The following is a 26,501-nucleotide window of genomic DNA, read 5'->3' on the forward strand; positions in this document are numbered from 1 at the left end:
GCCGTCCGGTCGGACAGCGCGGCTCTGGACGGACGAAAACTCAGTCCTGGGCGGCCTTGGCCTTCGCCTTGATGTCGCGGTGCAGTTCGCGCGGCAGCGAGAACATCAGGTCTTCGTGCGCGGTGACGACCTCTTCGGTCTGGCCGTAACCCCGCTCGGCCAGCCAGGCCAGCACGTCTTGCACCAGGATCTCCGGCACCGAGGCACCCGAGGTGACGCCGACGGTGGTGACACCCTCCAGCCAGGCCTCGTCGATCTCGGTGGCGAAGTCGACCCGGTAGGAGGCCTGGGCGCCGTACTCCAGCGCGACCTCGACCAGGCGCACCGAGTTCGAGGAGTTGCGCGAGCCGACCACGATGACCAGGTCGGCCTCGGGGGCGATCTTCTTCACCGCGACCTGACGGTTCTGCGTGGCGTAGCAGATGTCGTCGCTCGGCGGGTTCTGCAGGTTGGGAAACTTCTGCCGCAGGCGGCGGACGGTCTCCATGGTCTCGTCGACCGAGAGCGTGGTCTGGGACAGCCAGACCACCTTGTCCGGGTCGCGGACCTCGATGTTGTCCACGTCGTCGGGGCTGTTCACGATCTGGATGTGCTCGGGGGCCTCACCCGCGGTGCCCTCGACCTCTTCGTGCCCGGTGTGACCGATCAGCAGGATGTCGAAGTCGCCGTCGGCGAACCGGACGGCCTCCTTGTGCACCTTGGTGACCAGTGGGCAGGTCGCGTCGATGGTCTTCAGCTGGCGGCGGTCGGCGGCCTCGCGGACGGCCGGCGACACCCCGTGGGCGGAGAAGATGACGAGGGCGCCCTCGGGCACCGCGTCGGTCTCGTTGACGAAGATCGCGCCCTTGTTCTCGAGCGAGGTGACGACGTGCCGGTTGTGCACGATCTCCTTGCGCACGTACACCGGCGCCCCGTGGACCTCCAGGGCCTTCTCGACCGCCACGACGGCCCGGTCCACACCGGCGCAGTAACCGCGCGGGGAGGCCAGCAGGACCCGCTTGGTGGCGGCGGGCGCGCCGTCGGACGTGGGGGCCGTGGAGGCGATGCTCGATGCAGTCACGCCTCCATGGTAAGTCGCGAATCGGGAGAGTCCGCTGTGGGCTAGCGTGATCGGGTGAGCAATACGCCCCGGAAGATCCCGGCTACGGCGGGTGAGACCACCGCGGAACAGCCCTGGCCGGTGCGCCTGTTGTCGTCCAAGCTCACCGACTATGTGTCCAGGTCACCCGCGGTCTGGGTGGAGGGCCAGGTGGTGCAGCTCACGCGCAGACCCGGCCAGACCACCTGCTACCTCACGCTGCGCGACCCGGATGTCGACCTCTCCTTCAACGTGTCCGTGCATGTCCGGGTGCTCGACGCGCTCCCCACACCGCTGCAGGACGGGTCCCGCGTGGTCATGCGCGCCCGCGCCCAGCTCTTCCCCCGCCGGGGCTCGCTCAGCCTGTTCGCCGAGCAGATCCGCCCGGTCGGTGTCGGGGAACTCCTCGCCCAGCTGGACCATCTGCGGCGCCTGCTCACCGCCGAAGGGCTGTTCTCGGCCGACCGCAAGCGCCCCCTGCCGTTCCTGCCGAACGTCGTCGGCCTGATCTGCGGCCGGGCCTCGGCCGCCGAGCGCGACGTGGTGGAGAACGCGCGGCGCCGATGGCCGGCGGTGCGGTTCGAGATCCGCGCGGTCGCGGTGCAGGGCCCGAAAGCGGTTGAGGACGTCGTGGGCGCCCTGCGCTCGCTCGATGCGGATCCGACGGTGGACGTCGTGGTCGTCGCGCGCGGCGGCGGCTCGGTGGAGGATCTGCTCCCCTTCAGCAACGAGGCCCTGCTCCGCGTGGTCTCGGCGTGCCGCACGCCGATCGTCAGCGCGATCGGCCACGAGGTGGACAAGCCCTTGCTCGACCTGGTGGCCGACGTCGCCGCCTCGACCCCGACCGACGCGGGCAAGCGGATCGTGCCCGACATGGAGGCCGAGCTCAACGGCATCCGCCAGACCCGGCGCCGGGCCCGCCAGGCCGTGACGTCACGGCTGCAGCGCGAGGCCGCGACGATCGCCTCGCTGCGCTCCCGGCCGGTGCTCGCCGATCCGCACCGACTGCTCACCGACCGGTCCGACCTGGTCACGAACCAGCGGGAGCGGGCCGCGCGGGCCCTGGCCAACCGCCTCTCCCACGCCCACCAAGACGTTGGCCACCTGCGTCAGCGAGTACGGGCTCTCTCCCCCCTGGCCACGATGGAACGCGGCTACGCCGTGGTCAGCGGGCCCGGCGGGCAGGTGGTGCGCTCGGCCGGCGAGATCTCCCCCGGCGACCCCCTCCGCATCCGCGTGCACGAAGGCGAGTTCGCGGCCGAAGCCAGGGCGTTAGGGTCGCAGTCGTGACACCCAGCCAGAAGAAGACCACGGACGACCCGCTGGAGAAGGCGGCGGCCGAAGCTGCCGCCCTCGACGCCGAACTGGCGGAGCTGTCCTACGAGCAGGCTCGCGACGAACTGGTCGGGGTGGTCCGGCGACTGGAGAGCGGGGCGGAGACGCTGGAGGAGTCGCTGGCTCTCTGGGAGCGGGGCGAGGCTCTGGCCCGGCGCTGCGAGACCTGGCTGGCCGGGGCGCAGGCCAAGCTGGACGCCCGGCTGCCCTCCGAGGCCGAGGCCGACCAGGACAGGCTCTAGCTCAGCTGCGCTTGCACGGCCTTCTCGACCAGGGAGTCGACCTGGGTGTCGAGCCCGGCCGGTTCCAGCGTGAGGCCGGCCGCGAAGGTGGCGATGCCGTGCACGTGGGTCCAGATCAGCAGGCCGCGCTCGCGGGGATCGTCCACCGCCGGCGAGGCCTGCGCGACCATGGCCGCCATCGCGTCCAGCAGGGGCAGCCAGACCACGCGCAGCGAGTAGCCACTGCCCCGGTGCAGGTCGTGGCGGAAGATCAGGCGGAACATCTCCGGGCGGGCCTGCGCGAAGCCGACGTACTCGTGCGCCGCGACGCGCAGACGTTCCCGGGCCGGCTGCGGGCCGGTGAAGACCCGTTCCATCTGCGCCGTGAGATCGGTGAGACCAGACTTGGCGACGGCGGCGAGCAGGAGCTGGTGGGTGGGGAAGTAGCGCCGCGGGGCGCCGTGCGAAACCCCTGCCTGCCGGGCGATCTCGCGCAGACCCAGGCGATCGGGCCCGGTGCTCTCCAGCAGTTGCACGCCGACCTCGACCAGACGGTTCTCCAGCCCGGCCACCCTCAACCCACGGCTTTCTTCACCGCGGTCGCGTACACGTCAACGTATTCCTGCCCGCTGTGCGCCGCCAGGACACCCATCAGGTCGTCGGTGAGCTGGCGCACCGTCCGCCCGTCCCGATCCGGCCCCTTGGCCCCGGAAAGGTCCATCGGAGGGCAGAATTCAATGCACACCCGGCCCGGCCGCCAGATCCGCGAGCCGGGCGGGTTCACCCGGTCGGTACCGCGCAGAACCACCGGCACGATCGGTGCGCCGGTCGCCAGCGCCACCCGGACCGCACCGGTCCGGCCGCGGTGCAGACGCCCGTCCGGCGAGCGCGTCCCCTCCGGGAAGATGCCCCAGACACCGCCGTCGGCAAGAATTTTCACGGCTTGATCGAGAGAGGACGCCGCCCGCGCCGGGTTCGCGCGGTCGACCGGGATCTGCCCGGCGCAGGTGAAGAACCAGCGCTGGAGCCGCCCCCGGGTGAAGTACTCGGACTTGGCCAGGAAGGTCACCCGTCGCCGGGCCACGAGGATGAGGAACAGTGAGTCGGAGAACGAGAGGTGATTGCCGGCCAGGATCACCGGGCCCTTCCGCGGCAGGTACTCCCGCCCCGTCACCACGGGCCGCCCGAAGAGCCACACGAACGGCGCCAGCACCGCCTTGAGCACCCTGAACACCACGCGCAGCCTCCGTACGATCGGTCGAGTAGACATTGTCTACTCGAGTTCGTGAGCGAGGACAAGGCCCCGGGGAAGGAGGGGATGGAAGTGAGCGAAAGGGGGGTTACTTCAGGGCAGCGGCTACGGCCGTGGCGAACTGGTCCATCTCGATCTCGGCGGCGGTGCCGGTGACGATGGTGGTGATGTCGTCGTCACCACGGTGGACCAGGCTGATGGTGCCGCGGTCGGTGCGACTGCGCACGACCCACTCGACCCCGCCGATGGTCTCGGTGCCGGTCTCCTTGCCGTCGGTGACCTGCCGGGACTCCCAGGCCTTGGTGACGTTCCGGGCCTGCTGCACCCCGGCGTAGGTGCCGCTCGGCGTGGTGTAGGTCAGCTGCCAGGTGGCGATGTTGTTGGTGGTGCCGCTCTCCAGGCCGGCGGCGCGCGGCGTCCAGCCCTGCGGCACGTCCGGCTGCACCGGGGCGAAACCCACCGAGGGCTGAGCGCCGAGGGCGGCCGAGGCGACGTTGATGTCACGGGTGGGGATCTGGTTGGGGTGCGGCACGAGCAGCAGCAGGACGAGCACGATGCCGACGATGACCGCCATCGAGATGATCATGTCGCGCGGGCGGGTACTCATGGACGCGCGGCGGTGCTCCGCACTGCGGTCCGCCGCCGACCCGACGACCTGCGCCGGTGCCGCTTCCTGGGGGGACGAGGCCGGTGTGCTGGTGCTGGGCGTCTCGGTCACGCCTCTATGGTCGCGCCCTCGACCCGTAAACGCGCAACCGGGTGCTCCCGACACACCCCGGGTCGATCTTTCCTGGGTTTTTGCGGGTGCCGGTGGCCTTAGCCTGGTGCGGGGCTCAAGGGTGGCCCCGTGATCGCGAGGAGGCGGCGTTGGACGAGGTTCTGGTCATCGGTGAGGCTCTGGTCGACATCGTTCATGCGCCGGGGCGACCCCCGGTGGAGCATCCCGGGGGCAGCCCCGCCAACGTGGCGCTCGGCCTGGCCCGGCTCGGGGTCGGCACCCGATTGCTGACCCGGATCGGGGACGATGCGCGGGGCCGTTCGATCGTCGATCACCTGCGGGGTTCCGGTGTGGAACTGGCCGAGGGGTCGATCACGCCGGACGCGACGTCCACCGCTACCGCGCGGCTGGACGCCGAGGGGGTCGCCAGCTACGACTTCGCACTGCGCTGGGCCCTGTCTGACATCGTTGTCAGCTCTGGCACCAGGGCCATTCACACCGGCTCGATCGCGGCCACCCTCTCCCCCGGCGGCGAGGACGTGCTGCGGCTGGTCGAGGAGAATGCCGGGCGCGCCGTGATCTCGTACGACCCGAACGCCCGGCCCGCACTGATGGGCTCGCGGGAGGCCGCACGGGAGCGGATCGAGCGCATCGTGCGGGCTGCGGACGTGGTCAAGGTCAGTGACGAGGACCTGGAATGGCTCACCCCCGGCGCCGATCCGATGCAGGTCATCGAGGCCTGGCGAGCCAGTGGCCCGGCGCTGGTCGTGCTCACCCGCGGGGGCGAGGGCGCGGTCGGGGTCACGGCCACCGGTGTCGTGGAGGTCGCCGCCCCGAAGATCACCGTGGCGGACACGGTCGGCGCCGGCGACTCGCTGATGAGTGGGCTGCTGCACGGCCTCGACCGGGCCGGCCTGCTCCACCCCGCCACGATCGGACAGCTACGTACGCAACCGGCCGAGAACCTCGTCCCCCTGCTGGCCCATGCCGTGAAGATCGCCGCCTACACCTGCACGCAGGCCGGCGCCCAGCCCCCGACCCTCAAGGAGCTGGACGCCTACCGGCCCTGATGCGGTGACCACGATGGTCGGCCGCCTCCTGGTTCGTGATCATGCCGTTCCTCCCCGGCCGGAGGCTGGGGGATGACATGATCACGAACCAGGGAGCTCCGGTGAACAGGCCTGGCTGCGTCAGCGGACCTCGAGCCCGGGACGGCGCTGGATCGTCATCGCCATCGGCTTGGTGACCTCGGCGAAGAAGTCGTTGCCCTTGTCGTCCACGACGATGAAGGCCGGGAAGTCCTCGACCTCGATCTTCCAGACGGCCTCCATGCCCAGCTCGGCGTACTCCAGCACCTCGACCTTGCGGATGCAGTCCTGCGCCAGGCGGGCGGCCGGCCCACCGATCGAGCCCAGGTAGAAGCCTCCGTGCGTGGCACACGCCGAGGTGACCGCGCCGGAGCGGTTTCCCTTGGCCAGCATCACCATCGAGCCGCCGGCCGCCTGGAACTGCTCGACGTAGCTGTCCATCCGGCCCGCGGTGGTGGGCCCGAACGAGCCGGACGCGTAGCCCTCGGGGGTCTTGGCCGGGCCGGCGTAGTAAACCGCGTGATCGCGCAGGTAGGACGGCATCTCCTCACCGGCGTCCAGACGCTCCTTGATCTTGGCGTGCGCGATGTCGCGCGCCACCACCAGCGGGCCCGACAGCGAGAGCCGCGTCTTCACCGGATAGCGGGACAGCTCGGCGCGAATCTCGGCCATCGGCCGGTTCAGGTCGATCTCGACTGCGTCGTCACCGGAGTCGTTCAGGTGCTCGTCGGTGGTCTCGGGCAGGTAGTGCGCCGGATCGGTCTCCAGCTGCTCCAGGAAGATGCCCTCGGCGGTGATCTTGCCGAGCACCTGACGGTCGGCGCTGCACGACACCGCGATGGCCACCGGGCAGGAGGCACCGTGCCGGGGGAGCCGTACCACCCGCACGTCGTGGCAGAAGTACTTGCCACCGAACTGCGCGCCGATGCCGAACTGCCGGGTCAGCTCCAGCACCTGCAGTTCCAGATCCAGGTCGCGGAAGGCGTGGCCGGTCGCCGAACCTGACGTCGGAAGGTTGTCGAGATACTTGGCGCTCGCGTACTTGGCCGTCTTCAGGGCGAATTCGGCACTCGTGCCGCCGACCACGATGGCCAGGTGGTAGGGCGGGCAGGCGGCGGTGCCGAGCGAACGCAGCTTCTCGTCCAGGAACTTCATCATCCCGGCCGGGTTCAGCACCGCCTTGGTCTCCTGGAACAGGAACGACTTGTTGGCACTGCCACCGCCCTTGGCCATGAACAGGAACTTGTAGACGGCCTCGTGACCGGGCTCGGTGTCGGAGTACAGCTCGATCTGGGCCGGGAGATTGGTGCCGGTGTTCTTCTCGTCCCACATCGTCAGTGGCGCCATCTGCGAATACCGCAGGTTGAGACGGGTGTAGGCGTTGTGGATCCCCCGGCTGAGGGCCTCCTCGTCGGAGACCGCCCCCGGGGAGGTGAGCACCTGCGTCCCCCGTTTGCCCATCACGATCGCGGTGCCCGTGTCCTGGCACATCGGCAGGATGCCGCCCGCCGCCACATTCGCGTTGCGCAGCAGGTCGAGGGCCACGAACCGATCGTTGGGGCTGGCCTCGGGATCGTCGAGAATGCGCGCCAGCTGGGCCAGGTGGGCCGGGCGCAGGTAGTGCGCGATGTCGTGCATGGCGGTGTCGGCGAGCAGGGCGAGCGCATCGGGCGACACCTCGAGGAACTGCCGGCCGGCGGCCTCGATCGTGCGGACCCCGTCGTTGCTCAGCAGCCGGTAGGGCGTCTGGGTGTCCGGGGTCGTGGGAAGCAGATCGGAGTACGCGAACTCAGCCATGCCAAATACTAAGCACCGAGGAGGACTCGTTGCTGTCAGACCGGCGCGGCGACCACGGTGATGACGCGGTCGATCTCCTCGATGATGGCCCGGGTCGGGGCACCGGACGAGGCGATCCGGCGGATCTCCAGCAGCTTGTTCAGGGTGGCCCGGTCGGCCTGGGCCAGTACTTCCTCGGCCCGCTTCTCGGCCAGCTCCCGCTCGGCCTGCTCCCGGTTCACCGCTCCCCCGTTGAACAGCGTCTCCATCGCCGCCATCACCCGGGTCAGCATGCTGTGGACGGCGTCGGCGGCAAACCCACCGAGCAGGGCGATCGCGGGCCGGGCCAGCCCGGACAGCGCGTCACCCCCGTTGCCCAGCGGGATCAGCTCGGCGATCACCAGCCCCGCGGCCATCCCGAGCAGGATGCGCTGCAGGAAGGTGTGGTCGAACTCGGGGTCGTAGCTGCCCCGGGCGACCTCGCGGCCCGCGCGGTAGAGCGCGGTCAGGCCGGCCCCGAGCGCCGCGGCCGCGAGCAGGAAGAGCTCGCGCAACAACAGGGACCCGAATGCCGGGTCGCTGTCGCCCAGCCCGGTGCCCGCACTCGCCTGACGGGCCTGCGGAACGGCCGCCAGCAGCACGAAGGTCACCAGGAAGACCAGCGTCGCCGTCATCAGCCAGCGCACCAGGGGAACGGTGCTGCCGGCCGGGCTGATACCCGCGAAGACCAGACCCTTGAGGCCTTTCCGGTCGCGCGCCGGGTGCCCGCCCGAGGGACGGGACTGGCGGGGGATCCGGCCGCTGAGCCGGATCGGACGACGCCCCTCGCGGTAACCGTGCAGCAGTTCGAGCGTCGCCGGGCGGGCCGGGGCCACGATCCGGCTCAGCTCCCGGTGGGCACGGACCAGGGACTCGGTCGCCAGCATGCGGTCGGCCTCGCTCGGAGCGGTGTTCCAGCCGTCGGAGTTGAGGTCGACGACCGTACCCATCGTGTGCTGGTCACGGACGGCCTCGAACATCCACGCCTGCGGCGCGGGGGTCAGTCCCAGATCGAGTACGTGGGCGAGCATCACCTCGACCTGCCTGCGCAGGCGCTCGACTTCCTGTCCCTTACCGGCCTCGATGTTTCCGAGGGCGGTCAGTGTTGTCTCGGGAACCACCACGACCCCTTTCACAGGCTCTGAGATCACTGAAAGTAAGGGATTGGTAGCGGATTGTTTCGCATCTTTAGGGTGGCAGGACGAAAGTAGGGTGTTCGGTCCACACCTGTATCCCCCTGGTCAGCCCCTCCACAAAGGTCCCGGGTCGCCCCAACTGCAACCCTGAACACCTGCAGCCACGCACGCCACCAGATCTGAGCGTGGGAAACCGCGCTTCGCGGCGTGTCACCCTCCGCGTGTCACCAGCGGGGGTGACGCGGTGCGCGCGTCGCAATCCGGCGTGTCGGCGTGTCGCGCACCCAACCGGCACTCTCTGCGCGATTCCTCGGACTCCAGCGATCCCGGAGCGGACGTCGATCGCTGCGTGATAGCTCACCGTGAATAGATGCCTGCCGAGCGGAGGGGACACAATGACCTCCGGCCCCGGCAGTAACCGGGCTCCAGGAAGGTGTGGGTAGAGACATGGGAACGACCGACCGCCCGGACGAGACCGGCGGCATGGATGGCGCGGATGACGTCATGCCGGACGCAGCGGGCAGCCTGGCCGAGCTTCTGGCCGGTAATCAGCGCTTCGTGCTGGACGACGCCGCCCACCCGAACCAGGACGTGCACCGGCGGGCCACGCTCACCGGTGGCCAGCGTCCGTTCGCCCTGATCTTCGGTTGCGCCGACTCCCGCGTGGCCGCCGAGATCATTTTCGACCAGGGGCTGGGTGACCTCTTCGTGGTGCGCACCGCCGGCCACGCCGTGGACAACGCCGTGCTGGGCTCGATCGAGTTCGGCGTCGATCTCCTGGGCATCCCGCTGGTGATCGTGCTCGGGCACGACGGCTGCGGCGCGGTGAAGGCCACGATGGAGGCCCACGACAGCGGCAACATGCCCTCGGGTTACCTGCGCACGGTGGTCGAGATGCTCAGTTCCAGCGTGATCAACGCCCGCCGGGCCGGCCACGGTGACGTCAACGCCATCGTCGCCGAGCACTCGGTGCAGGTGGCACGGGAACTGCCGGAACGATCCAGCGTGATCGGGCGCCGGGTCGCCGACGGCCGGCTGGCGATCGTCGCGATGGAGTACGCCCTCTCCGACGGTGCCGTGCAGGTACTCAGCAGCACGATCGCAGACCCCGCGCCGATCTGAAGTGACCCGAACTCCCGAGCCCGTCACTCAGAGCAATTTCGATAGCTTTGAGTGATGGGCTTGAGGACGCGGGTGGCTTCCCTTCCCGGGGACGCGGGCCACGAGGCAGTGGGTCAGTCGCTCCTGATCGCGGGGGTCGGCGTGGGAGCGCTGGCCGCGGCGGCGCTGGGCCGGTCGGTGGTGCACGACCTGACCTCGTTCATGACCCAGCTGACGCCTTTCGTCCCGTAAAAAAACCTTTCCGTGATCATGCAAAATCTCCCCGGAGTTCTAGAACTCTCGATCGGGCCGAGAGGTCAGGAGCCCCACCCCGGGTGGCTGTGACCCGGCGGGCGGGGCGAGGATCGGGGCATGGCCAATGAAGACATGCGCGTCGAGCACGACACGATGGGTGAGGTCCGGGTTCCCGCCCAGGCCCTGTGGGGAGCCCAGACCCAGCGGGCCGTGGACAATTTCCCGATCAGCGGGGTGCGGATCGACCCGGCGGTGATCTCCGCCCTGGCGTACATCAAGGCCTCGGCGGCGCGGGTGAACGCCGAGCTCGGGGTGGTGCCCGCCGACATCGCCGAGGCCGTGGCGACCGCCGCCGCCCGCATCGCCGGGGGTGAGTACGCCGACCAGTTCCCGATCGACGTGTTCCAGACCGGCTCCGGCACCTCGACGAACATGAACGTCAACGAGGTCGTGGCCACCCTGGCGAGCCGTGAGCTCGGCTCCACGGTGCACCCGAACGACCACGTCAACGCCTCCCAGTCGTCCAACGACACCGTACCGACGGCCGTGCACGTGGCCGCGGCCGGCGCCACGGTGAACGACCTGCTGCCGGCGCTCGACCAGCTCGCGACCTCGTTCGAGAACCTGTCCGCCCGCACGCAGCACGTGGTGAAGGCCGGGCGCACCCACCTGATGGACGCCACTCCCGTCACCCTCGGACAGGAGTTCGGCGGGCACGCGGCTCAGGTGCGACGCGGCATCGAGCGGATCATCGACACCCTCCCCCGCGTCGTCGAGGTTCCCCTGGGCGGCACCGCGACCGGCACCGGCATCAACACTCCGCCCGGGTTCGCCGTCGGGGTGATTGCGGATCTGTCTGTCAGCACTGGCCTTCCGATTACCGAGGCCCGGGACCATTTCGAGGCCCACGGTTCTCGAGATGCCCTGGTCGAGCTTTCCGGTGCGCTGCGGGTTCTCGCGGTCAGTCTGACGAAGATCTGCAACGACCTACGCTGGATGTCGTCCGGCCCGAACGCCGGCCTGGGCGAGATCCACCTCCCCGACCTGCAGCCCGGATCGTCGATCATGCCGGGCAAGGTGAACCCGGTGATCCCCGAGGCGGTGCTGCAGATCTGCGCCCAGGTGATCGGCCACGACGCCACCCTGGCCTGGGCCGGGGCCAGCGGGAACTTCGAGCTGAACGTGATGGTGCCAGTGATCTCCCGTTCGCTGCTGGAGCAGATCCGGCTCCTGACAAGGGGTTCCGCGCTCCTGGCGGAACGTGTGGTGGACGGCGTCGAGCCGGACGAGCGCCGCGCCCGCGAGCTGGCCGAGTCCTCCCCCGCCATCGTCACCCCGCTGGCGCGCCCCCTGGGCTACGAGGCGGCTGCGAAGATCGCCAAACACGCCGTGGCCGAACGGATCACGATCAAGGCGGCGGCCATTGCCCTGGGTGTGGTGGAACGCGGCGAGCTGACGGAGGACGAGCTGGACCGGCTGCTCGACGTGAGCACGATGACCCACCCCTGACGCTCCCCTTTTCTTGTTCGTGATCATGCAAATCCCCCAACCTTCGGCCGGGAGGTACCCCCACTCCCCGGCGTTCTAGAACTCAGGGCAGAGGAGTTCTAGAACTCTGGGGAGGTTTGGCATGATCACGGAAGGCTTATTGGGGGGTGACGCGAAGACGGCGCCCCTCGGCAGGAGGGGCGCCGTCTTGTGGGTCGTGCGAAGAACTCAGTACCAGCCGACGGACTGGCTGTGGCTCCAGGCGCCGCAGGGGGTGCCGTAGCGGTCGGCGATGTAGTCGAGACCCCAGCGGATCTGCGTCACCGGGTTGGTCTGCCAGTCGGAACCGGCCGAGGCCATCTTGCTGCCGGGCAGCGACTGCGGGATGCCGTAGGCACCGGACGAGGGGTTGGTGGCCTGGTAGTTCCAGCCACTCTCCTTGGTCCAGAGCGAGTCCAGGCAGGAGAACTCCGACGATGACCAGCCGCGGTCGGCGAGCATGACCCGGGCGGCCGACTTGGGATCGCGCTGCGCGTTGCGCAGGGCCCGCTCACGGCGCTCCGCCGCGGCCTTGATGCGGTCGGCGGCGGCCTTGGCCTGCTTGTACTGGGAAAGCGCGGCCTTCGCCTTGGCCGGCGAGGCCTTCTTCAGCGACTGCTTGGCCTCGGCGGCGTCTTCGGCGGCTTCTTCGGCCGCCTGCGTGGCGGCTGCGAGCTCGGCGGCCTTCTCGTCCTGGGCCTGCTTCTCGGACGCGGTGAGGGTGAAGGCCGCGGCGGCGTTGGCGCCGTTGCCGCCGTCAAGGGGGGACGCAGTGCCCGCGAGCTGGGTGACCGCGACGCCCTCGGCGCCGATGACGAGCGCCATGACCAGCAGCCGGGCGGCGGTGGACTTACCCCCGCCGAAGAGCCGACGGTTCGGCGTCGGTACGGACGTCTCGTCGGGGGCGTAGGCGGGGGCGGTGGATTTTCGGCGCCCGGGGTCGAGGTCGACGGGCTCGACGGTGAGGTCGAGACCCCATTCGGCCGGGTCGACACCGTCGCTGACCGGGGCCTGGAACTCGATCGGCGCGGTGGGCGGCGACGGGAGCAGGTCGGCCTTGCTCGGCTTGGCCCTGCGCTCCGGGGCCGGGATCGCGATCGGCACCATCGGCGGCTGCCGGTCGGGCTGCCGGAAGGCGTCCTGCGAGATCGCGGGCGGCACCGGCATGTCGATGCCGGCCGGACGCCACGGGTCGGTCTGGGGAATGGGGAGGACAGCGGGGGTCGGTGCCACCGCGACCGGGTACCGCGCCTGGAGCGTGGAGCGCCGGGTGGCCTCCGCGCTGCGCAGTGCGCTGGCCGGGGCCGGCGGACGCTGCTGCCGAGCGGCGGGTGCGCCAGAGGGACGACTCCCGCCGGCGGGCCGGCTGGTCGTTCCCCGGCCGGCTCCACGCCGGGCCTCGGCCCTGCGCAGTTCCGAACGCTTGGGATAGCTCTTGGTCTCGCCTTGGACCGAGCTGGGCACCCCTCCTGTGCTCAACCACAGATCCGCGAGGTCTTCATCATTTTCAGACCCAACGGTTGCTGTCACGCCGACTACCGTGGCGAATCGGACCCGAGAGCACAAGTCCCCTGGTGAGGGTTAAGGAAGGTTTGACCTCGATCAGACGTACCGATCCACCCTGGGTGACTTCGCCATACAGAGGGTGAATTTTTGGATCACCTGCCCCACCGGGAAGGGCCGGCCCTCCCGAGGGGAGAACCGGCCCTCCCGGACCTGCGGACGATCCGCGGATCAGAACGTGGGTCAGTACCAGCCGACCGAGCGGCTGTGCGCCCAGGCGCTGCACGGGCTGCCGTAGCGCTCCTGGATGTACCGCAGGCCCCACTTGATCTGGGTGCTGGGATTGGAACGCCAGTCCTTGCCGGCCGAGGACATCTTGCTGCCGGGCAGCGACTGGGGGATGCCGTAGGCGCCGGAGGAGCGGTTCTGGGCGTTGTGGCGCCAGTTGCTCTCCTTGTCCCAGAGCTTCACCAGGCACGTGTACTGGCCCGACTTCCAGCCCCGCTTCGACACCATCAACCGGGCCACGGCCTTGGCCGAGCGAGGGCTGGTGCGGGAGGCCCGGGCGCGGGCCTGGGCCCGGCGCTTGGCGGCGGCCTTCTGGGCTGCCGCCTTCTTCGCCGCCGCCTTCCGGGCCGCGGCCTTCTTCTTCTCGGCGACGACCTCGGCGTCGACCACCGCGGACGCACTCCGGGCGATCCGGGCGTTCCGGGTATCGATGCCGCCCACCGGGGAGGCCGCCAGGGTGGTGGTGCCGCCGGTGAGGGCAATCCGGCCGGTGAGGTCCTGCTCGGCGGCCCGGAGGTCGGCACCGGCCGCGCCACCGGTTCCTGGGGACTGCGGGGCGGTGGCGATCGCCGTACCGGAGACGGCGACAAGGAGAACTGCCACCGAGAGGGTGCGCAGGGCGCTGGGAACCACGTAAGACCTTTCAACGGTGCGCCCTGGGGCACGGCGCATCTTTGTCACCCTGCTTTCGGGCCCGCCGGAACCATGATCGGCACCGCACTGACACCACAGGAGCCCTTGAGGTCAGATCGAGCACGCCTACCCGATTGCGGCAGGACGACGCCGCGATGAACGGCGCGCTCTTTCGTCACTCAGTGAAGCGGGGTGCTGACTGAGTCACCGTGTCGGGTGGCCCGTCGATATTTCAAGCGAACTACAGGGATGGGATTACTCACCGTAGACATTGGTGACGTTTCTATTACTCATCGTGGACATTGGTGAGAGTCGTCACGGACATTCGGGTGACGCTCCTGACCCGCCAGTCAACACCTACTGCCGCAATAACTTTCATGATCACGGACGCTTTCGGTGGCCGGTTCAGTAGCCCGGAGCAACCAGAACGACGTGAGGCCCGGCCGGGACGCTCCCGGCCGGGCCTCACGTCGGAACAACTGTCAGGGCACGAAGTTCTCCAGCAGTTCGGTGACGAGTGCCGCCACCGGCGAGCGCTCCGACCGGGTCAGAGTGATGTGGGCGAAGAGCGGATGACCCTTCATCGCCTCGATCACGGCCGCGACCCCGTCGTGCCGGCCCACCCGGAGGTTGTCGCGCTGCGCCACGTCGTGGGTCAGCACCACCCGGGAGTTCTGGCCGATCCGCGAGAGCACGGTCAGCAGCACGTTGCGCTCCAGCGACTGCGCCTCGTCCACGATCACGAACGCGTCGTGCAGCGAACGGCCGCGGATATGGGTCAGCGGCAGCACCTCGAGCATGCCGCGGCCCATCACCTCCTCGACCACCTCGGGTGCGACCAGCGCCCCCAGGGTGTCGAAAACCGCCTGCGCCCAGGGGTTCATCTTCTCCGCCTCGTTACCGGGCAGGTAGCCGAGATCCTGCCCACCGACGGCGTAGAGAGGACGGAACACCATGACCTTGCGGTGCTGACCCCGCTCGAGCACGGCCTCCAGACCCGCGCACAGGGCCAGGGCGGACTTTCCGGTGCCGGCCCGGCCACCCATCGAGAGGATGCCGATCTCCGGGTCGAGCAGCAGGTCGATCGCGATGCGCTGCTCGGCACTCCGGCCGTGCACCCCGAACACCTCGCGGTCACCGCGGACCAGCTTCACCCTCTTGTCCGGCGTCACCCGGCCCAGGGCGGAGCCGTTCGGCGAGGCGATCACCAGGCCGGTGTGGCACGGGAGTTCCGCAGCCTCCGGCACGTCGAGCGCCTCACCCGCGTACAGCGCGCCCACCTGGGACGCGTCCAGTTTCAGTTCGTCCAGCCCGGTCCAGCCGGAGTCCACGGCCAGGCCGGCCTGGTACTCCTCGGCCGCCAGGCCGATCGCCGAGGCCTTGATCCGCATCGGCAGGTCTTTGCTGACCAGCGTGACCGACAACCCCTCGGAGGCCAGGCTGCGCGCCACGGCCAGGATGCGGCTGTCGTTGTCCGCGTGCCGGAAACCGTCCGGCAGCACAGAGAGGTCTGCGTGGTTGAGCTCGACCCTCAGGGTGCCCCCGTCGTCGCCGAGGGGCATCGGGGCGTCGAGCCGCCCGTGCTTGATCCTCAGGTCGTCCAGCAGGCGCAGGGCCTGCCGCGCGAAGTAACCGAGTTCGGGGTGGTTGCGCTTCCCCTCGAGCTCGGTGATCACGACGACGGGAAGAACGACCTCGTGCTCGGCGAAACGATGAATCGCCTTCGGGTCCGACAGCAGGACCGACGTGTCGAGAACGAACGTCCGGTCACCTGCCTCGGGCGCGTTCGCAGAGGCCTGGGTGAAACTCGCGGGCAATGCCACGATGACTCCCCTCGCTGGAGGATGACGAACGTCCCGCCTGGCAACGACATATTGCCTGGCGGCAAGCGACGCTACGCGAGGTACCACCGTCGCTATCCGGACCGGGTCACGTCAACCCATTGCACGTAAACGGTTTTGACGGGGTCGGTGTCATAACTGCGGTGAGGCCGGAAAAGACGTGCCCGCTCTCGGAATTCCGCGAATCACGATCACGGGCGGGTATCTTCGCTATCACGGTTGAGTTACGGGGAGTTGAACAACAAAGGCGACCGCAAAATGAGGGACGCCTGTGAGCCAGGGCTCACAGGCGTCCTCACGTAGGTTCGGTCTAAGCCCCGTAGCGACGCTCCCGCTGGGCGTACTGCCGCAGGGCCCGGAGGAAGTCGACCTTGCGGAAGTCGGGCCACAGCGCCTCGCAGAACGAGAACTCGCTGTGGGCGCTCTGCCAGAGCAGGAAACCCGACAGCCGCTGCTCGCCGGAGGTGCGGATGACCAGATCCGGGTCGGGCTGGCCCTTGGTGTAGAGGTGCTCGGCGATGTGCTCGACGTCGAGAAGCTCCGCGAGTTCCTCGATCGTGGTGCCGCGGGCGGCGTGCTCGGACAGGAGTGACCGCACGGCGTCGGCGATCTCGCGGCGGCCGCCGTAACCGATGGCGATGTTCACGGTCCGCGGGCAGTCGACCCCGCGGGTCTGCTCCTCGAGCTCCTTGAGGCGGGCGGACGTCGCGCCCGGCAGCAGGTCGAGCGCGCCCACCGGGTTCACCCGCCAGCGGCCGGTCGCGGCGATCTCCCCCGCGACCCCCTCGGAGATCTGGAAGAGCGCCGCGAGCTCCTCGGGCGAGCGGCCGGTGAGATTGTCGGTGGAGAGCAGCCAGAGGGTGACGACCTCGACCCCCACCTGGTCGCACCAGCCCAGGAACTCGAGGATCTTCGCGGCCCCGGCCCGGTGCCCACCACTGGCGTCGAGCCCGGAGTTCTTCGCCCAGCGCCGGTTACCGTCGAGAATGACCCCGATGTGGCGCGGGACGGCGTCGGGCTGCAAGCCCCTCATGACGTTGCGCTGATAGGCGCGGTAGACGAGCCGGCGCAGTCCCATGAACCTCACGGTAGCGCTGTCCCGAGGGTGGGTTGTAGCAAAGTGCCCGTTCTTCAAGCAGACGGCGCACTCCCGAAACCGGAAAGTGACATTGATTCATGTCAAGCACGGGCCGCCCGATGCGTCAAGGGGTCTGGCACCCCGAAATCCTGAGTGGTGCGCCCACCGCCAATCCCCAAGGTCCGCCGCTAGTCTCGGTGTGATGACGGATCACCACGAGCAGGCCCCGAGCCTCGGCGCCCAGGACGAGCCCACCGGCCGCACCGGCCGGATCGAGGCCGGCGTGGAACGCATCGGCGACCGGCTCGAGGCCGGCCGGGAACGCATAGAGAACAAGCTCGTCGAGCTGAAGCCGCGGATGCGGGGCTGGCTGCACGCCGGCACCTTCCCGCTGTCGGTGCTGCTCGGCGCGATCCTGGTGATCCTGGCTCCGGACGAGCGCACCCGCGTCTCCACGGCGGTCTTCGCCGTCACCGCGTCCATGCTCTTCGGCGTCAGCGCGCTGTACCACCGGGGCGGCTGGAGCCCTCGCACCAGCTCCTTCTTGAAGCGGTTCGACCACGCCAACATCTTCCTGATCATCGCCGGCACCTACACGCCGTTCAGCGTGCTGCTGCTGCCCTCCGGCCCGGCCCGGACCCTCCTGTGGATCGTCTGGACCGGCGCCTTGCTCGGCGTGGCCTTCCGGGTGCTCTGGGTCGGGGCGCCGCGCTGGCTGTACGTGCCCGTCTACATCGCCCTGGGCTGGGTGGCGCTGGCCTACGTGCCCGCCCTGCTCAAGGGCGGCGGCGTGGCGGTGTTCACCCTGGTCGTGGTGGGCGGCGCGCTCTACACCATGGGTGCCGTGGTCTACGGCCTGAAGAGGCCCAACCCGAGCCCGCGCTACTTCGGGTTCCACGAGGTGTTCCACGCCTTCACCGTGCTGGCGTTCCTGGCCCACTACACGGGTATCAGCCTGGCGGCGTTCAACTCGTAGTCGGCGTTCAACTCGTAGTCGTCGCCGGTCCGGCCCGGCGCACCTTCTCCACCTCTTCCATGGCCGTGCGCAGGTCTCCGAGCCAGGTCGAGGTGTTGTCCCCGACCAGACGCACGCACCAGGCCAGCGCGTGGGCGCGCGAACGGGCGACCCCGGCGTCCACCAGGGTGTCCAGCACCAGCCGCTCGGACTGACGCAGCCGCGTCATCACCGGCACGGCGAGACTGGTGAAGACCTCGGTCTCCTCCCCCGAGGTCACCGCCCAGGCGACCTTGCGGCCGAACCGGTGCTCGGCCTCGCGGGCGATCTGGATGCGGCGCTCCCGGGTCTCCTCCCGGAAGCGGGCGATGCCACCGGCCGTGGCCTCCTTGAAGGCCGGACCGTCGTCGGTGGCCTCGGGCGCGGCAACGGTCAGCCGCACCATGATCTCCTCGCGGTCGGTGACGACCTCCGCCGCGGGCTCGTTCCACTCGGCCGGCAACCGGGCGCCGAACCAAGCCTTGACTGCTCCTGCTTCATCCATACCAGCGATGATTACTTGATTACACAGCCGATGCAAGCGTGTAATCACGCTTCTTCCCTGAGCAGAGATGCTGCCCCGGCATGGCATCGATGTCACTCGCCGTGCCTACAAGCGATCATCAAGCGCAACCGGAGCGCTACCCTGTGCGCATGACCACACAGCGCAGCGGCGAGGTCACAGATCTGAGCGTGGTGATCGACCCTGCCACCACGACCTGGGTAGCCGGCCGCTCCCAGGAAGGCCTGGACGACCGCCTCGAGGTTGCCGTGCTCGAGCCCGGCAACCGGGTCGCCGTCCGCGACGTCACCCACCCGGCCGGGCCCGCCCTGGTGTTCAGCAGCGCCGAGTGGCAGGGCCTGCTCGGCGGCCGGCCGAGTCTGGTCGACCTGCGCTAGAAGTCTTCGGTCGCCGGCACTTCCGGGGCCAGCTGCTTCTCCAGATCCGCCACGGTGGTCGCCGGCAGGTGGCAGGCGAAGTCATGGCAGACGAAGGCCTGGGCCTCGCCCGACCTCGCCAGCGGGCGCCCGGCCAGCAGCGGCACTCCCGGTGCGTCCGGCACTCCGGCGCTGATCACGGCCCCCGGTGCGGTCGAGGCCAGGGCGGCGAGGTGGAGATCCAGGCGCACCGGGTCGTCCTCGTACCCGACGATCGCGATCTCCCGGGGCCCGTCCAGCCGCGCCACCGACACGGCCAGCCCCCAGCCGAACGCCTGCGGGGCATGCCCGCCGACCGCGCCGGTGGCGGCCAGGCACCGCTGCGCCGCCTCCCGCGCGCGCGGCGAACCGGTCAGCGCGGCGTAGCTGAGCAGTGCCCCAGCCGCCGCGGAAGCGCCTGAGGGGTAGGCATTGTCGGTCGGATCGGCCGGGCGGCGCAGGGCCCGCAGGGCCTCGTCGGTCGAGTCGGACGCGGTGTCGTGCACCCCGTCGTCGTCGATGAACTGGGTCATCACCACCTCGAGCAGGTTCCCCGCGGTGGCCAGCCAGCGCACGTCACCGGTGACGTGGTGCAGGGTGAGCAGGCCCTCGGCCAGGTCGGCGTAGTCCTCCAGCACCCCGACGGCGGCCCCCGGGTTGCCGTGCCGGCTGGCCCGGTGCAGCCGGGGTAACCCCCCAGTGCTGTAAAGGTGCACGCGGAGCACCAGATTCGCGATCCGCCCGGCGGCCTCCACCAGGTCGGGCCGGTTCAGCAGGGCGCCGGTCTCCGCCAGCGCGGCGATGGCCAGCCCGTTCCAGGCCGCCACCACCTTGTCGTCCCGTCCGGGCTGCGGACGGGCCGTGCGCACGGCCCGCAGCTTCTCCCGCAGGCCCTCCCAGCGGGCGGCGGTGAACGGGTCGGCCCAGACGTCCTGCGCCAGCTGGGCCGTGGACGCGCCGTGCTCGAAGGTGCCCGGCCGCCCCACCCGTAGCAGGGCCGCCGCCCAGACGCCGTCTTCCGGGCCGAGGTGGGTCAGCAGGTCCTCGGGCGTCCAGACGTAGGTGCGCCCCTCCTCGCCGTGCCGCTCGCCGGTCTCCTCGTCCACCACCTCGGTGTCCGCGTCGAGCGAGGAGGCCAGCCCGTGCTCGTCGGTGAGCAGCGCGGAGACCATCCAGTCGCAGGTCTCCTGCGCGATCCGGGAACCCACCGCCTCCCCCGTCAGCCGCCACCAGTGCAGGTACACCCGGGCCAGCTGGGCATTGTCGTAGAGCATCTTCTCGAAGTGCGGCACCACCCAGCCGGCGTCCACCGAGTAGCGCGCGAACCCGCCCGCCACCTGGTCGTACATCCCGCTGCGGGCCATCGCCCGCAGGGTGCGACCGGCCAGGTCGTGGGCCGCCCGGCCACCGGGGCTGCGTGGCTGCGCGGCGGCATACCGGATCAGGAACTCCAGCACCATGGACGGCGGGAACTTCGGGGCGCCGCCGAAGCCCCCGTGCACGGGGTCCTCGGAGGAGACGAGCTTCTGCAGGGCGCTGGTGAGGGTGTCCCAGTCCGGCGGTGACGCCCCGGCGCTGCTCGGGATGGCCTGGTCGGCGAGGGCCTTGGCGATCCGGGCGCCGGCCTCCAGCACCTCGCCGCGGCGCTGGTTCCAGGTGTTCGACACCGCGGTCAGCAACTGCCGGAACGAGGGCATCGGGCCGCGCGGCACCGGCGGGTAGTACGTACCCGCGTAGAACGGGCGGCCCTGCGGGGTGAGGAACACCGTCATCGGCCAGCCGCCCTGACCGGTGAGGGCCTGGGTCGCGGCCATGTAGGTGGAGTCGACATCGGGCCGCTCCTCGCGGTCCACCTTGACGTTGACGAACAGCTTGTTCATCAGGTCGGCGACCTCGGGGTCCTCGAAGGACTCGTGCGCCATGACGTGACACCAGTGACAGGCCGCGTAGCCCACCGACAGCAGGATCGGCGCGTCGCGGCGGGAGGCCTCGGCGAAGGCCGCCTCGCCCCACTGCCGCCAGTCGACCGGGTTGTCCTTGTGCTGTAGCAGGTACGGGCTGGTCGCGTGCTCCAGTCGGTTGGCCACAGCGTCAAGGTCTCACGCCCACCACGACATCGCCGCCGGACACGCGACGAGGGCGGGCCGTCACCGTGGTGACGACCCGCCCTCGAAGGCAGTACCTAGATGACCTAGATGATCGGTGGACGACCGGCCTTGGTCATGGCCCAGATCGCCTTCCACTTCATCTGGCGACGCGGGCCGCAGGCCTGGGTCAGCCCCTGCCAGTAGCCGCGCATCATCTCCAGGGCGTCGTCCTTGGCCCGCAGCCGGATCGCGGAGATCGCGAACCAGGTGCCGACGTAGATCAGGCCGACCGGCAGCGGCAGGTTGCGCCGGGCCAGCCAGACCCGGTTCCGGGCCGAGAAGCGGTGGAACACGGCGTGCCGGGTCGGGGCGATGACCGGGTGGTTGACCACCAGGTCGCCGTCGTAGCGCACCCGGTAGCCGGCGTCCCAGACCCGCCAGGCCAGCTCGATGCCCTCGTGGGCGTACCAGAACGGGGCGGGCCAGCCGTCGGCCACCGCGAAGATGTCGCGGCGCAGGGCCACCCCGCCTTCCCAGACCGCGGTGACATCGCTGCTGCGGTAGGGGTCACCGACCCGCAGGCGCGGGGTCCAGCGACGGGGCGAGGGCAGACCGTCCGGGTCGGCTACCCGCGGCTGGATCAGGCCCAGGCTCGGCTCGTCGGCGAACTTCTGCGCGATCACGGCGAGGATGTCGGTACTGGGCAGGAAGGCGTCGTCGTCGAGGAAGAACAGCAGCTCCCCCTTGACGTAGGGCACGCCCGCGTTGCGCCCGGCCGGGATCCCGAGGTTCTCCGGCAGGCCCACGCCGCGAGCCCCCTCCGGCAGGCCGGTGGGCTCCCAGCCGTTGCCCACCACGACCACGTCGGTGACCACGCCGCGCTGGGCCAGGACCGACTCCACGGCGCGGTTCAGCGCCTCCGGACGGGTGCCCTGGCTGAGCAGCACCACGCCGTAGTGCGCCACCGGAAGGGGCTTGACGGCCTTCTGCCGGCCGGACGGGTTGGGTTCGGTCATCGCGCTCACCGCAGCCGGGCCGAGGAGAGCACTGCCGCCAGGTGCCCGACGACCGTGATCGACACCGCCAGGAGCAGGGCGACCAGCAGAGCACCGGTGGCGGTGTGGTTACCCGCGACCAGGTCGACGACCGCGGCGGCGAACACCAGCAGGGAAAGCTCCACGGAATGGAAGACCCGGTGGAAGGGCAGCAGTTTCGCGACGCGACGAAGCGTGCGGACCGATCCGGCGGAGGGCACGCGAACTTGTTCCGCGTCTTTCATCGCCGACATGCCGGCGTAGTGCCGTGACACGTGTACCAGGTCGTTCTCCACCTTGTTGAGGGCCACCAGCAGAGCCAGCAGCGCACCGAGGAACAACGCGGGGTCGGCGAGCGTGGCGAGCAACCCGGCCCACCAGCCCTCCCCGCCGTCGACGATCGAGGGACCGGAACCGAGACCGCCACCGGCCGCGACCCGGATACCGAGGGCCAGCGCGATGCCGCACTCGGCCACGTAGTGCCCGACCCGGTCGAGGTAGACACCCACCGGCGAGGACGTGTTGCGCCACCGGGCGACTTCACCGTCCGAGCAGTCGAGCAGCATCTGCAGCTGTACGAAGATCACCGCGAGCAGGGCACCGGCGAAGCCGGCCCAGGCGGTCGACACCGCCGACAGCGCCGCCGCGGTGATCATCAGCCAGGTGACCTGGTTGGCGGAGAGGCCGAGAGCCAGGAGCGGCCGGGTCAGGTACGGCGAGATCTTCCGCAGGTAGACGTCGGCCACCCAGTGCTCGGCGGCCGCCCGGTTCCGCACGTGCTCGGGCTGACCGACCCGGCGGATCTCCGCGATGCTGGGCCCGCTCATCGCGTGACTCCGATCCATGATTTGAGACTGGTTGAGACCGAGGCCACGGCGACCACGGCGGTGAGCGCCCAGAGACCGCCGGTGACCCAGTCCTCGACATCGTCGATGGGCAGCAGCAGACCGGGCAGGAAGATCAGGACGAGGAACGCGGCCATCCGTAGATCGGCCCCGATGACCAGCTGGGACTCGGTGGCAGCGCCTTCGCGCACTCCGTAGGCCTGCAGGTAGTGGGCCACGGCGATGACCGCGACGAGCATGACGACGGCGCCGTGCTGGGCCCCGACCGCGGTGCTGAGCAGGTACACGACCGCAATCTCGATCACCGAGACCAGGGCCGGGGCGATCACGGCGGCCCGGCCGCGCAGCCGCTGGAGGGCGGCGCCCAGCCAGGGGCCGGTGTCGGCGGCGACGGCCGGGACCAGGTCACCGGCCAGCGACCGGCCGCGGGAGGCGAGCGCCGTGAGCATGTAGGCGCCCGCGGCCAGGCCGAGCACGTTCAGGCCGATCAGCGTGGCCTTCGGGCTCCACAGGGCGGCGCCCAGCGAGATCAGCAGGAAACGCTCGCCGATCGGGAAGTGACCGAGCCGCTTGAGCCAGCCGCCCACCCCGAACGTGTCGGTGGACGAGATGAAACCAGACGGCACCCGGACGTTCTCGGTCGATGTCACCCAGTGCACCGGCTCCGGGCGGACATCGCCCTCCAGCTGCTTGCGGCGCAGCGACCAGGACAGGTCGGCCAGGCTGCGGAAGGTCTGCACACCGATCGCCAGGGCCGCCAGCGGCCACAGGTCCTGGTCGGCGCCCGCACCGGCCAGGGCCAGGGCGAAGACGACGGCGAACTCCTTGATGCGGTCGGTGCTGGCGTCGAGCCAGGCGCCGAACCGGGAGAACCGGCGACGGTAGCGGGCCAGTTCACCGTCCACGCAGTCGACCACCACGCACAGCTGCAGCAGCAGCGCGCCGATGACGGCCGGGAACCGGTCGCCGGTGGCGATCAGGCCGGCCGCGATCAGGCCGAGCACGAACGAGCCGGCGGTGACCTGGTTCGGTGTCAGGCCGAGGCGTTCGGCCGGCCCGGTGAGTCGCCAGGACAGCTTGCGCAGCACGAAGGTGGAGAAGAAACCGTCGCCCCCGCGGGCGGCCTCGCGCAGCCGGACACGGCGCTCGGGAACGGTGGCCAGGGCCTGCTGCGCCGCCATGGCCTCGACCGCGTCGGTGGGCCGGGCCCAGACGTAGCCGCCCATCAGCACGGGCTTCACCTCGACACCCGCACCGGGGAGCCGTCGGGTGAGCTCGAGCAGGAGCCCGTCGGGGTCGTGCGGGTCGAGCTCATGGACGAGGCCCGCGGCGGCGGGGCGGTCGACCGCGTCGATACGGAGGACGTCGAGAAGCTCGGTGCCCCCGGCGCCGGTCGTGCTCTCGGCGGCCAGAGCGCCGGTCAGCACCCGCGGATCGTCCAGTACCGCACCTAGAACTGTGCCGTTGGTCACCAGATCAACAGGGATCAGCGCGACCGGGCGGCGCGGGACCGCATTGGAACCGACCCCGTTCGGCGGCGTGCCGTCGTCGTAGGTCGGGTGCCCGGGAACGGGCTGCCCGGCCACCGCCCTCGCCAGAGCGGTGAGCCCGTCGGCGCTGCCGACCGTGACCACCTGCTCGTCGGCGACCACCAGGCCCTGCTCTGCGAGCGCGGCTCTGAGGGCCGCGGCGCGGGACGGGGAATTCGGGCGAAGTTCCAGGAAAACGATGTCCATAGCCGCCCTACCCGGCGCCGTGACGACCTCGCCGGGAGCGGGACGTGCGGATTCCGGTAGTGTTGAAGTCTCGGCGGCCCCGTCACTCACAGTGACAGCATTGCCGGTACGGTGCCGTAGCCCCGTTTCGGCCGATCGCCCTCGCGCATCCACCCTCTGAGGTCCGTTCTGTCGGCTCGAGTCGAAGAACATTAGCACTGCGTTCATGTGCCGGTCCCCTCACAGCATGGTCCCGTTCCCTTGCCCAATAAGCAAAAACGACCACGGAGCGTGAAGTCCGATCGGCACAGCTGTGACACAGGGGGCAAAAATTTACTGAGGGCGATGTTGCCGAAGCCCGGATTCTGCCACCGGACCGTGTAACGATCTGAACCCGAATCAACGATCCGGCAAACGGGCCGAATCTCCGGATGAGAACAAAGGCGTGGACCGCGCATTATGCTTCCGGCCGGTCCCTCGTCCGTACGACCGATTCACGAAAGGGCACCAGACCCCCGATGGCGCTGCCGAAATCTGTGTCCAACTTCCTCCGTTCGCCCAACCCGGCAACGATCGGGGCCCTGGCGAACACGATCAACAACAAGCGCCGGGACATGGGACGGCGCAAGCCCGCACGGGGTCCGCGCCTGAACCGTGTGCCGGAGGGACCCGCACCCGCAGCCGAGGTGGTCGTCTACTTCGCCGAGGACAAGCGGAAGATGTACCAGCTCGACCAGTGGCTGCCGGTGTTCGAGGAACTCCACCAGCGCCACCCGGTCGTGATCGTGCTGCGCTCCAAGCAGTCGTTCAACAACCTCAGTGAGCGCACCCCGCTGCCGACCGTCTACACCCGGCGTCTGGCCGACGTGCTGGAGCTGTACGACGAGCTCGACCCGAAGGTCGCGATCTACGTCAACAACGGTGTCGCCAACTTCCAGTCGCTGGCGGTTGCGTCGATCCTTCACGTGCACGTGAACCACGGCGAGAGCGACAAGGTCAGCATGGTCTCGAACCAGGCCAAGGCCTACGACCGGGTGTTCGTCGCGGGTGAGGCCGCCGAGCGCCGTCACGCGGCCGCACTGATCAACTTCGACTACTCGAAGCTGGTGCGCACCGGCCGTCCGCAGCTGGACCTGAAGTTCGAGCCGGTGCTGGCGCCGTCGGAGCGCAAGACCGTTATCTACGCCCCCACCTGGGAGGGCGAGAACGACTTCAACAACTACACCTCGGTCGACCTGTACGGCGTCGAGATCGTGCGGCAGTTGCTGGCCACCGACGGCGTGCGGGTGGTCTACCGGCCGCACCCCCGGGTCGCGAGCAGCACCACGCTCGAAGTCGTCGGCGGACACCGCGAGATCCTGTCGATGATCGAGAAGGCGGCCGATGCCGACCCGGAGGCGGGTCACGCGACCGCGATGGAGGGCTCGATCCTGGCGCTGTTCCAGGAGTGCGACGCCATGGTCACCGACGTCTCCAGCGTCGGCCTGGACTTCCTGTACCTGCGCAACGACGCCCCGCTGTTCATCACCGACCGCCGCGACAACCCGGCTCAGCTGGCCGTGGACGCCCCGATCAGCGGCGCCTCCGACGTGATCGACAGTGCGAGCATCGCCGACTTCGGCGCGGTGGTGGCCGCGCGCCTGGCGTTCGACTCGCGCATGGAAGACCGCATCTCCAAGCGGCGCTTCTACTTCGGCGACATTGCGCCGGGCGAGAGCACCCAGCGCTTCCTCGACGCGGTCACCAAGGTCGCCGCCCGGCGCGACGAGATGGTTGCTCTCCTGCCGCACCGCCAGACCCACGCCTCGGCGGCCGCTGCGGCCACCGGTGACGCGGTCGGCGACGTCTCGCAGGAAGAGGTCGAGGCGAACTACGAGCAGCGCTCCGAGGAGATGGAGAGCCAGCTCGAGAACCAGGAGCACGAAGCCGCGGAATCCGCCCGCTACGCCGACGAGGAACTGATGGACGCGGTGGTGGACGAGGGTGCCCCGACACCGGTGGGGGACGCGGCCGGCGGCAGGTGAGGCGATGATCGATCC

General features: G+C 69.9%; 23 protein-coding genes and 1 pseudogene. 9 read left to right on the plus strand and 15 right to left on the minus strand.

What is annotated here, in order from left to right; genetic code table 11:
• Positions 1-40: 40 nt before the first annotated feature.
• Complete coding sequence (locus QSK05_RS09630) at positions 41-1,060, minus strand: 4-hydroxy-3-methylbut-2-enyl diphosphate reductase (protein WP_285596210.1); 1,020 nt, start codon at positions 1,058-1,060, stop codon at positions 41-43.
• A 54-nt stretch (positions 1,061-1,114) separates the two neighbouring features.
• Between QSK05_RS09630 and xseA the strand changes: the two genes are divergently transcribed.
• Together xseA and QSK05_RS09640 are read left to right on the plus strand one after the other, a co-directional pair.
• Positions 1,115-2,368: an exodeoxyribonuclease VII large subunit gene (gene xseA, locus QSK05_RS09635; RefSeq protein ID WP_285596212.1), complete on the plus strand. Its 1,254-nt coding sequence runs from the start codon at positions 1,115-1,117 to the stop codon at positions 2,366-2,368.
• Entirely contained in the window at positions 2,365-2,655 is a 291-nt protein-coding gene (locus QSK05_RS09640; RefSeq protein ID WP_285596214.1) for an exodeoxyribonuclease VII small subunit, read from the plus strand. Before xseA ends, QSK05_RS09640 begins: the two co-directional genes overlap by 4 nt.
• Here the strand turns inward: QSK05_RS09640 and QSK05_RS09645 are convergent.
• The 3 genes from QSK05_RS09645 to QSK05_RS09655 form a co-directional block, all read right to left on the minus strand.
• Positions 2,652-3,206 carry a TetR/AcrR family transcriptional regulator gene (locus QSK05_RS09645; protein WP_285596217.1) on the minus strand — a complete coding sequence of 185 codons (555 nt, stop codon included), beginning with the start codon at positions 3,204-3,206 and terminating at the stop codon, positions 2,652-2,654. The genes QSK05_RS09640 and QSK05_RS09645 overlap by 4 nt on opposite strands.
• Positions 3,207-3,208: 2 nt before the next feature.
• Positions 3,209-3,871, minus strand: coding sequence for a lysophospholipid acyltransferase family protein (locus tag QSK05_RS09650; RefSeq protein ID WP_285596219.1), 663 nt, complete (start codon positions 3,869-3,871; stop codon positions 3,209-3,211).
• A gap of 103 nt (positions 3,872-3,974) precedes the next feature.
• Positions 3,975-4,604 (minus strand): DUF4245 domain-containing protein, encoded by a 630-nt coding sequence (locus tag QSK05_RS09655; RefSeq protein ID WP_285596222.1) that lies wholly within the window; start codon positions 4,602-4,604, stop codon positions 3,975-3,977.
• A gap of 149 nt (positions 4,605-4,753) precedes the next feature.
• Here QSK05_RS09655 and QSK05_RS09660 point away from each other — a divergent pair, with 149 nt between their 5' ends.
• Positions 4,754-5,674: a carbohydrate kinase family protein gene (locus QSK05_RS09660; RefSeq protein WP_285596226.1), complete on the plus strand. Its 921-nt coding sequence runs from the start codon at positions 4,754-4,756 to the stop codon at positions 5,672-5,674.
• Positions 5,675-5,794: 120 nt separating this feature from the next.
• On the opposite strand, the gene QSK05_RS09665 is transcribed toward QSK05_RS09660, so the two are convergent.
• Positions 5,795-7,489 (minus strand): fumarate hydratase, encoded by a 1,695-nt coding sequence (locus tag QSK05_RS09665; protein WP_285596228.1) that lies wholly within the window; start codon positions 7,487-7,489, stop codon positions 5,795-5,797.
• Between the two features lie 35 nt (positions 7,490-7,524).
• Positions 7,525-8,628: a hypothetical protein gene (locus QSK05_RS09670; RefSeq protein WP_285596230.1), complete on the minus strand. Its 1,104-nt coding sequence runs from the start codon at positions 8,626-8,628 to the stop codon at positions 7,525-7,527.
• Between the two features lie 519 nt (positions 8,629-9,147).
• On the opposite strand from QSK05_RS09670, the gene QSK05_RS09675 reads away from it, so the two are divergent.
• From QSK05_RS09675 to QSK05_RS09685, 3 genes are all read left to right on the plus strand, one after another.
• Positions 9,148-9,765 carry a carbonic anhydrase gene (locus tag QSK05_RS09675; protein WP_502879749.1) on the plus strand — a complete coding sequence of 206 codons (618 nt, stop codon included), beginning with the start codon at positions 9,148-9,150 and terminating at the stop codon, positions 9,763-9,765.
• A 72-nt stretch (positions 9,766-9,837) separates the two neighbouring features.
• Positions 9,838-9,996, plus strand: coding sequence for a hypothetical protein (locus QSK05_RS09680; protein WP_285596234.1), 159 nt, complete (start codon positions 9,838-9,840; stop codon positions 9,994-9,996).
• A 120-nt stretch (positions 9,997-10,116) separates the two neighbouring features.
• Positions 10,117-11,508, plus strand: a complete 1,392-nt coding sequence (locus QSK05_RS09685) for a class II fumarate hydratase (RefSeq protein ID WP_285596236.1) — start codon at positions 10,117-10,119, stop codon at positions 11,506-11,508.
• Between the two features lie 207 nt (positions 11,509-11,715).
• On the opposite strand, the pseudogene QSK05_RS36615 reads toward QSK05_RS09685, so the two are convergent.
• From QSK05_RS36615 to QSK05_RS09705, 4 genes and pseudogenes are all read right to left on the minus strand, one after another.
• Positions 11,716-11,997: pseudogene (locus tag QSK05_RS36615) on the minus strand (aggregation-promoting factor C-terminal-like domain-containing protein); the annotation flags it as partial.
• A gap of 1,275 nt (positions 11,998-13,272) precedes the next feature.
• Positions 13,273-13,989 carry an aggregation-promoting factor C-terminal-like domain-containing protein gene (locus QSK05_RS09695; RefSeq protein ID WP_285596240.1) on the minus strand — a complete coding sequence of 239 codons (717 nt, stop codon included), beginning with the start codon at positions 13,987-13,989 and terminating at the stop codon, positions 13,273-13,275.
• Positions 13,990-14,432: 443 nt separating this feature from the next.
• Positions 14,433-15,773, minus strand: coding sequence for an RNA 5'-3' helicase PhoH2 (gene phoH2 / locus QSK05_RS09700; RefSeq protein ID WP_285596242.1), 1,341 nt, complete (start codon positions 15,771-15,773; stop codon positions 14,433-14,435).
• Between the two features lie 328 nt (positions 15,774-16,101).
• Entirely contained in the window at positions 16,102-16,869 is a 768-nt protein-coding gene (locus QSK05_RS09705) for an isoprenyl transferase (protein WP_231485385.1), read from the minus strand.
• 202 nt (positions 16,870-17,071) lie between these two features.
• Between QSK05_RS09705 and trhA the strand changes: the two genes are divergently transcribed.
• The gene (gene trhA / locus QSK05_RS09710; protein ID WP_285596245.1) at positions 17,072-17,845 is read left to right on the plus strand and encodes a PAQR family membrane homeostasis protein TrhA; all 774 of its coding nucleotides are present in this window, start codon (positions 17,072-17,074) and stop codon (positions 17,843-17,845) included.
• A 7-nt stretch (positions 17,846-17,852) separates the two neighbouring features.
• Here the strand turns inward: trhA and abmR are convergent, their stop codons facing one another.
• Positions 17,853-18,368: an ATP-binding transcription factor AbmR gene (gene abmR, locus QSK05_RS09715; RefSeq protein WP_285596248.1), complete on the minus strand. Its 516-nt coding sequence runs from the start codon at positions 18,366-18,368 to the stop codon at positions 17,853-17,855.
• 149 nt (positions 18,369-18,517) lie between these two features.
• On the opposite strand from abmR, the gene QSK05_RS09720 reads away from it, so the two are divergent.
• Positions 18,518-18,763, plus strand: a complete 246-nt coding sequence (locus tag QSK05_RS09720) for a DUF397 domain-containing protein (RefSeq protein ID WP_285596249.1) — start codon at positions 18,518-18,520, stop codon at positions 18,761-18,763.
• On the opposite strand, the gene QSK05_RS09725 is transcribed toward QSK05_RS09720, so the two are convergent.
• From QSK05_RS09725 to QSK05_RS09740, 4 genes are all read right to left on the minus strand, one after another.
• Positions 18,760-20,868 (minus strand): thioredoxin domain-containing protein, encoded by a 2,109-nt coding sequence (locus QSK05_RS09725; RefSeq protein ID WP_285596251.1) that lies wholly within the window; start codon positions 20,866-20,868, stop codon positions 18,760-18,762. The two genes, QSK05_RS09720 and QSK05_RS09725, sit on opposite strands and share 4 nt — an antisense overlap.
• 104 nt (positions 20,869-20,972) lie before the next feature.
• Complete coding sequence (locus tag QSK05_RS09730) at positions 20,973-21,884, minus strand: glycosyltransferase family 2 protein (RefSeq protein WP_285596253.1); 912 nt, start codon at positions 21,882-21,884, stop codon at positions 20,973-20,975.
• Between the two features lie 5 nt (positions 21,885-21,889).
• Positions 21,890-22,729 (minus strand): CDP-alcohol phosphatidyltransferase family protein, encoded by an 840-nt coding sequence (locus QSK05_RS09735; RefSeq protein ID WP_285596255.1) that lies wholly within the window; start codon positions 22,727-22,729, stop codon positions 21,890-21,892.
• Positions 22,726-24,483 carry a CDP-alcohol phosphatidyltransferase family protein gene (locus tag QSK05_RS09740; protein WP_285596257.1) on the minus strand — a complete coding sequence of 586 codons (1,758 nt, stop codon included), beginning with the start codon at positions 24,481-24,483 and terminating at the stop codon, positions 22,726-22,728. The genes QSK05_RS09735 and QSK05_RS09740 overlap by 4 nt, the downstream gene beginning before the upstream one ends.
• Positions 24,484-24,998: 515 nt before the next feature.
• Between QSK05_RS09740 and QSK05_RS09745 the strand changes: the two genes are divergently transcribed.
• Complete coding sequence (locus QSK05_RS09745) at positions 24,999-26,486, plus strand: CDP-glycerol glycerophosphotransferase family protein (RefSeq protein ID WP_285596259.1); 1,488 nt, start codon at positions 24,999-25,001, stop codon at positions 26,484-26,486.
• Positions 26,487-26,501: the final 15 nt, after the last annotated feature.

Source organism: Kineosporia sp. NBRC 101731 (assembly GCF_030269305.1).
GTDB lineage: Bacteria > Actinomycetota > Actinomycetes > Actinomycetales > Kineosporiaceae > Kineosporia.